The 7,013-nt window shown below is 71.1% G+C and carries 4 protein-coding genes and 4 pseudogenes; 5 read left to right on the forward strand and 3 right to left on the reverse strand.

Annotated elements, in window-relative coordinates:
- From RKE29_RS26610 to RKE29_RS26625, 4 genes and pseudogenes are all read left to right on the forward strand, one after another.
- A pseudogene (locus tag RKE29_RS26610) lies at nt 1-240 on the forward strand (hypothetical protein); the annotation flags it as partial.
- 552 nt (nt 241-792) lie between these two features.
- A complete protein-coding gene (locus RKE29_RS26615; protein WP_312008208.1) occupies nt 793-2,016 on the forward strand; it encodes a cellulase family glycosylhydrolase in 1,224 nt (407 codons plus the stop codon).
- An 87-nt stretch (nt 2,017-2,103) separates the two neighbouring features.
- Nucleotides 2,104-2,369, forward strand: a pseudogene (locus RKE29_RS26620) (hypothetical protein); the annotation flags it as partial.
- A 219-nt stretch (nt 2,370-2,588) separates the two neighbouring features.
- Entirely contained in the window at nt 2,589-4,064 is a 1,476-nt protein-coding gene (locus tag RKE29_RS26625; RefSeq protein ID WP_312008209.1) for a PA domain-containing protein, read from the forward strand.
- Nucleotides 4,065-4,176: 112 nt separating this feature from the next.
- Here RKE29_RS26625 and RKE29_RS26630 read toward each other — a convergent pair.
- Nucleotides 4,177-4,542 (reverse strand): annotated as a pseudogene (locus RKE29_RS26630) (GntR family transcriptional regulator); the annotation flags it as partial.
- A gap of 179 nt (nt 4,543-4,721) precedes the next feature.
- On the opposite strand from RKE29_RS26630, the gene RKE29_RS26635 reads away from it, so the two are divergent.
- Nucleotides 4,722-5,642 (forward strand): GNAT family N-acetyltransferase, encoded by a 921-nt coding sequence (locus tag RKE29_RS26635; protein ID WP_312008210.1) that lies wholly within the window; start codon nt 4,722-4,724, stop codon nt 5,640-5,642.
- Nucleotides 5,643-5,697: 55 nt separating this feature from the next.
- Here RKE29_RS26635 and RKE29_RS26640 read toward each other — a convergent pair whose 3' ends face one another.
- Both RKE29_RS26640 and RKE29_RS26645 read right to left on the reverse strand, forming a co-directional pair.
- On the reverse strand, nt 5,698-6,564 hold the full coding sequence (locus RKE29_RS26640) for an MOSC N-terminal beta barrel domain-containing protein (protein ID WP_312008211.1): 867 nt from the start codon (nt 6,562-6,564) through the stop codon (nt 5,698-5,700).
- A gap of 56 nt (nt 6,565-6,620) precedes the next feature.
- A pseudogene (locus RKE29_RS26645) lies at nt 6,621-7,013 on the reverse strand (regulator); the annotation flags it as partial.

Raw genomic sequence — 7,013 nt, forward strand, 5'->3', positions numbered from 1 at the left:
CCCGTGCCTCCCTTCCTCCAGGAAGTCGCCCCACAGGAGCGAGACAACCTCGGCCCCAAGCTCCAACGCTGGAATGACACCGCCGAGTCCTTCACCGAGGAGCAGATCACCGGCCAGGTGTCACCCGGCCTGCGGCTGATCAGCCAGAAGGGCTGGGGCTCCGCACGCCTCACTGACACCTATGAGCAGTTCCAGACCATCATCGAGGCTGTCGGCCATACTCCCGGCTACCAGTGGTGAAACAGGGAAGGTCCCCGGCGGGCAGCGTAGAGGCCGGGGCAGCCGGGCGGGCCGGGCCGGTGTCACGGCAGTCGCGCGCGCGGCCGGGAGCGGTGATCAGGGCGATGGGAAATCCGACGATTCTCCCAGGAACTGAAATACGTCGTGCTCGGTGGCTTATTCCGCCTCGGCAAGGTGAACTTCGCCCGGATCTCGTCGCCCCACCTCGCCAGCGGATAGTCGGCCGAGCGGCGTATGGTCGCCGTTTCCGGCCTTCCTGCTCCACATCGATGGTCAAGATCTCACAGGCCGCAACTTGAGGATGGCCAGTTCATGCTGACGTTTCGCCGCCCCCGCCACCTGATCGCCGCCGGTTGCGTCGCGCTTACGGGACTGACCGGAGGTCTGGTCATGCCCGCCGCGTCGGCGGTCCCGCCCCCCGCCGCGACGAGCCCGACCACACTGTCCGCCCTGACACAGACCGGCCGATGGTGGACCGACCCGGCGGGCCGGACGGTAACGGTGCACGGGTTCAATGTGATCCAGAAAGTGTCGCCCTATTCGCCTGAATCGATGGGGTTCGGTGACGACGACGCGGCGTTCCTCGCCGCCAACGGATACACCGTCGCGCGGGTCGGGGTGATGTGGAAAGCCGTTGAACCCACCCCCGGCAACTACGACGACGACTACCTCGACTCCATAGCACGGACCGTGAAAGCCCTTGCCTCACACGGCATCTACTCGTTGCTTGACATGCACCAGGACAGTTACAACGAGGCCTTCAACGGCCAGGGCTTCCCGGACTGGGCAGTGCTGGACCCGACGTCGCAGGACGCCACCTGGGACGCGTTCTGGAACAACACCCAGGTCGCCGGGACCGGCGTGCGGGACCGGTTCGCCCGATTCTGGCAGCACGTCGCCGAACGATTCACCGGCAACCCGGCGGTGCTGGGCTACGACCTGATGAACGAGCCCCACGTCGGCACCCAGTCCAACAGCAACTGCACCATCGGCTACTGCCCGCAGATCAACAAGATCCGCGCCGCCTACAACGACGCCACCAGCGCCATCCGAGCCGTCGACGCCACTCACCCAGTGTTCTGGGAGAGGTCGCTGGCCGCGCTGTTCACCCCACCGTCGATCGACGCGGGCGCCACCGGCAACTCCTATCACGTGTACTGCCCGGTGCAGCCCACCGACGACCCGAACGTCGCAGCCGTGCGCAACACCGTGGTCTGCCCACCGGCCGAAGCCGTCCAACTGGCCCTGATGACGGCGCAGTCACACAACGCCGACTCCGCGCCACTGGTCACCGAATTCGGCTCCACCCCGGACACCACCGAACTGACCCGGGTCGCCGGCGAACTCGACCAAACCATGGTCGGCTGGACCGAGTGGACCTATCACCGCACCGGCGTCACCGACTTCACACTCACCCCCAGTGTCGTCGACGACCCGCGACTGCCTCCGACCGGCAACAACGTCAACTCCAGCGTTCTCAGCGCGCTGACCCGCCCCTACCCGCTCGCCGTCGCCGGCACCCCCACCAACTGGTCCTACAACCCGGAAGACCGCACCTTCCGGCTGACCTACCGCCCCACGCGCGCCGACGGCAACGGCACGTTCCCGGCCGGCTCGATCACCGAACTCGCCGCACCGGCTCTCAACTACCCGCACGGCTACACCGCCCAGGTCACCGGCGGCACCATCACCTCCCCACCCAACGCGCCCCGCATCACCATCGCCAGCACCACCGGCGCGGACACCATCACCGTCACCCTCACCGGAAACCGATGAGCCCCCACCGGACGGGTCTGTACGGTCCTTCGGCCCACTTTCGGTGGTGACGGAACGTGTTGGGGGTCGTTGACCTTCGTGTGAGGGATGTCAACGACCTTGTGCGGACGGTGCCTTCGGGGTTGTCTCCGCTGGTCATCGAGGGGGGGTCGATGCCTCGACCTCGGTATGACCTTCCGGCCCGACCTCCGCGGCCGGGCCATCGTCGGGCGCCGCGACGAGGTGGTGCTGGCCACGAGGTTCGGCTTCGCCAACCGCCTGGGCGAGCCCACCCTGATCCGCGGCGACGCCGCCTACGTGCGCCAGGCCTGCGGGGGCTCGCTGCGCTCCGGCTCAGGGCCGACCACATCGACCAGTGCGACGGCAAGCGACAGGCAACGGGCCAGGCGGAGCCCAATTCCACGATCCTGATGTCCGGCGGGCACCCGAACGTCAAACGGGGCGCGTTCCGCGGGGTGACACGCGCATCGGAATGATAAATACTGGAGGCGGTTTTACGGTAATCGACCACAGAATATTCCGGATTGCAGTCGACATTGCCCTGGATGGCGCTTGGCGCCTACACTACCGGAATGTGGAAATCGAGTCGCCGATCATTCCTCCTGACAGCCACAGCGGTCGGCCTGGGGGCCGCAGGGGCAGGTACGTGGGGATCGGCCGCGGCCGGTCAGATGAGAGCGGATCCGGCTGCGGCGGACGCACTGTTCGAGCAGGTGGAACGGATGACGGCGCACGGGCCGCGGTTCACCGGCGGCGAGGCGCACCGACGTTACGTCGATGATCTGCAGGGCGGCCTTGAGTCGTATGGCCTGACCGTCACCCGCTATCCGGTGCCGCTGGACGGCTGGTGGGCCCGGCGCTGGTCGTTTCAGGTTGCCGATGCAGACGGCCGGACAGAGCAGATTCCGCTGGCCTACTACCGGCCGCATTCCGGGGAAACGCCGCCGGAGGGAGTCACCGCCGAACTGGTCTATGTCGGCGACGGCACCGCCGACGATTATCAGCGAGTCGACGTGCGTGGCAAGATCGTGGTCGCCGACATTACCCTTCCGCCGCTGCCCGTCGGGGCGATTTTTCTGCTGGCCAAACATTTCCAGCCGCCTGCGGCAATGCCGATCGTCGGGCTGGAGGACTACACCCGGACGGCGTTCAGCTTGTTCGGCAGGGCTCCGAGCTTGGAATTGGCTCAGCAACATGGCGCCGTGGGGATGATCAACATCTTCCCCTTTCCGCCGGCGGAAGCCGCCGGGCAGTACTCGCCGCACCAGCAAAACCATGTCGGCTTGCCGGCAGTGCATCTGGATGAGCAGCAGGGAAAGCGGTTGCGCGACCTGATTGGTCACGGCGCGTTGACCGGGACTCTGGTACTGGAGGCGGAACACCGACCCACCACTGTGGAATATCTGGTCGCCGAACTACCCGGAAGCGGGCGACTGCCGGGCGCGTTGTTGCTGGGCACGCACACCGACGGCCAGAACGCAATCGAGGAGAACGGCGGGCCGGCTCTGCTGGCGATGGCCGAATATCTCACCCGGCTGGATCGGTCGCAGCGGCCGCGGGACATCGTGTTTTTGTTGTCGCCCAACCACATGTGCGCGAATTCCGCTACCGTGAAGCCGGACAAATGGCTGAACCAACATCCAGAAATTCAAAACCGGCTGAAATACGCGATCTGGCCGGAACATTTGGGCGCAATGAACTGGACCAATAACCCGCTCACCCGCACTTATGGGCCGACTGGGCGATCCGAGATCGCAGTGCTCGGCGTCGGCAACAGTTCTGCCTTGGATTCATTGGTGATTGACCAGGTGAAGCGGGATCAACTCGACCGCACCGCCGTGGAGTGGCCGCTCGGGGCTGGGTTGTATGGCGAGGCCACATCCACGTACCAACAGGGTATCCCGACCGTACAATACATCAGTTGCCCTACCTATCTGGTGCAGGTGGCGAAGGACGGTCATCTCGACAAGATCGACCCAGCACTGATGTACCGGCAGACCCAGTTCCTTACCAGGCTGGCAACCCGAACACTGGCACTGCCTGGCTAAGACCGCATCTGACGCCGCTCGCTGATCCACCAGGGATTACGGGACAGCCTTTAGTCCTCCTGGTAGGCGGCGCGCAAGGCCTCCTGCGCGGCGGCCAGCGCGGCGGNTCCTGGTAGGCGGCGCGCAAGGCCTCCTGCGCGGCGGCCAGCGCGGCGGCGCGGTCCAGACCCAGCCGCCGGGCCCGCTGGGCGTACGCCTGCGCCGCGGCGGCCGCCTCGCGCCGGGCCGCGTCGCCCGCGGCGGCGACGAACGTGCCGTGCCGGCCGCGGGTCTCGATCACGCCGTCCGCCTCCAGCGCCCGGTAGGCCTTGGCCACGGTGTTCGCCGCCAGGCCCAGTTCCTCGGCGAAGCCGCGTACGGTCGGCAGTTTGCGGCCCTCCGGGAGGGCGCCGGAGCGGGCCTGTTCGGCGATCTGGGCGCGCACCTGCTCGAAGGGGGCGACCGGGGAGTGGGGGTCGACGGTGATCCGCAGGGCCACGGCGCTCGGGCTCCTCGGGGGCTAGGCGATGGTGTCCTCGCTCATTGTGCCGTCCCCGCGGCCGCCCGCGCGTGCCGCGCCGACCCCACGCCGGCCCCCGCGCCGGGCCTCCGGCATCCCGCCGCGACCTGCGGAAATTCGTGGGCGGCCGGGCCGCGTTGGCCGTAGCCTGCGGCATCATGACACTGATCGTGCGCGACTTCCGCCCCCTCGACGCCGCGGCCGTCGCCGAGGCACGGCGCTCGGCCTTCCCCCACCTGGTGACCACCGCGCAGACCGTGGCCTGGGAGTTCGCCGCCGCACCCGCCGCCGACCGGCACCGGCTGCTGGTCGCCGAGCGGGACGGCGAGGTGGTCGGCGCGGCGGAGGCCGGGCTGTTCTCCGACGGCGACGAGCCGGGCCAGGCGTACCTGGACGTGTCCGTGCGCGCCGACGCGCGCCGCGCGGGCGCCGGGTCGGCGCTGGTGACCGCCGGCGAGGAGTACCTGGCGGGGCTGGGCGCGGCGGCGGTGTTCTCCTGGGCGCTGGGCGGGCGGCCCGCGGAGACGTTCGCCGAGCGCCGCGGCTACCGGCGCGGCCGCTCCTCGCGCATCCAGCGGCTGGACCTGGCGCGCGCCGACCTGCCGCCGCTGGTGCCGGTGCCGGGCACGGAGCTGCGCACGGCCACCGACTTCGCCGCCGACCCGCGCCCGCTGTACGAGGCGGACGCCGCCTGCACCGCGGACGAGCCCGGCGACGTCGCCGAGCGGCCCCCGGCGTACGAGCAGTGGCTGGCCGAGCGGTGGCAGCACCCGGCGCTGGACCGGGAGCTGACGTCGGTGGTGCTGGTGGGCGGCGCGGTGGCCGCCTACAGCGTCGCGCACACCGACGGCCGGGGCCGCTACTGGTCGGCCATGACCGGCGCGCCGCGCGCCTTCCGCGGCCGGGGCCTGGCGAAGCTCGCCAAGAACGACGCGCTGCGCCGCGCGCGGGCGGCCGGCTGCACGGTGGCGTTCACCGGCAACGACGGCGGGAACGCGCCGATGCTCGCGGTCAACGCGTGGCTGGGCTACGAGCCGGCGGTCACCGAGTGGCGGTACGTACGCGAGCTGGGCGCCTGACGGCCAGGCGTACGGCCCCCGGGTCGTACGGCCCGTACGGCCCGGGTCGTGCGCCCTACAGCTCGGCGGGTCCCCAGGTGGTGACGGACAGTTCGTCGCCCACCGACAGCTTCCCGGGCCGCACCACGGCGAACTTGGCGCCGAAGGCCACGCCGCCCTGGGCGGCCCGGCGGTAGGCGGCGAGGGTGCGCAGCGGCTCGGGGCCGGCCCCGGCGCCGGAGTCCTGGTCGACCAGGGTCACCGAGCAGCGGATGGCCACCTTGGCGTACCCCAGTTCGGCGGCGCCGAGGCGGATGCGGCGGGCGCGGTCCTCGGTGTGCGGCTCGGGCCAGCCGGTGACCACGATGTTGGGCCGGAAGCGGGTCATCGGCAGCGGCCCGGCGGCGGCCGGTCCGGTCCCGCCGCGGGCGGCGGCCGGCGCGTCCCGCCGGGCGATCCGCTCGTTCAGCTCCGCCAGGGAGGAGTCGGAGGTGACCAGCACCGCGCAGCTGTCCGCGTAGCCGGAGGTGCCGGGCAGGGCGCCGTCGGTCACCCGGTCGTGCTCGGGCGGCACGCGCACCAGCCTGCTGGGCGCGCCCAGGACCTCCGACAGCCAGCCGGCGGCCTCCTCGCCCTGGTCGATGCCACGGTACCGGTTCGCGAACAGCCGTACGTCGCGCCGCTCGCCGGTGGTGTCCACGGCGAGCGCCACCGGCTCGAAGCCCGGCGCGCGCAGGGTCATGCGGCCGCCGTCGGCGCTGACGTCGGGTCGGATGACCGCCAGGCGCGGATCGGCGCGCTGGCTGCGGAAGACGCCGTCGTCGTCCACGACCATGAAGGCGCGGTCGTGGGTGAGCCCGGCGGGGGTCAGCAGGGCCTCGGCGACGGACGTACCGGCGCATCCCTTGACGGGGTAGTACGTCAGTTCGGCGACCTCGGCCATGCGGCGACTCTACCGCGCGTACGGCGCGGGGCCGGGCGATTTTGCGGGGCGGCCGCTCAGGCGGTCGCGGGGGCCTCGGGCGCGGCCCCGGCCTCGGCGTACAGGTCCGCGGACCGCTGCCGCGCGAGGCCCGCGTCGCCGGCCCGGCCGAGGGCGTCCAGCGCCCGGGCGAGGGCGTCCAGCGCCCGGGCCTCGCCGAGCCGGTGGCCGGTCTCGCGCTGCACGGCGGCCGCGGCGGTGGCGTGGTCGCGGGCCTCGGCGGGCCGCCCCGCGGCCGCGTGGATCTCGGCCAGTTCGGCGCGGGCCTGGCCCTCCACCAGCCGGAAGCCGCACCGGGCGGCCAGGTCGCGGGCCTGTCCGGCGCTCGCCAGCGCGTCGGCCGGCCGGCCGTGCAGGCGCTGGGCGGCGGCCAGGCCGAGCAGGCTGTCGGCCTGGCCGCGCGGGTGCCG

It is taken from the genome of Streptomyces sp. B1866, assembly GCF_031932565.1.
Lineage (GTDB): Bacteria > Actinomycetota > Actinomycetes > Streptomycetales > Streptomycetaceae > Streptomyces.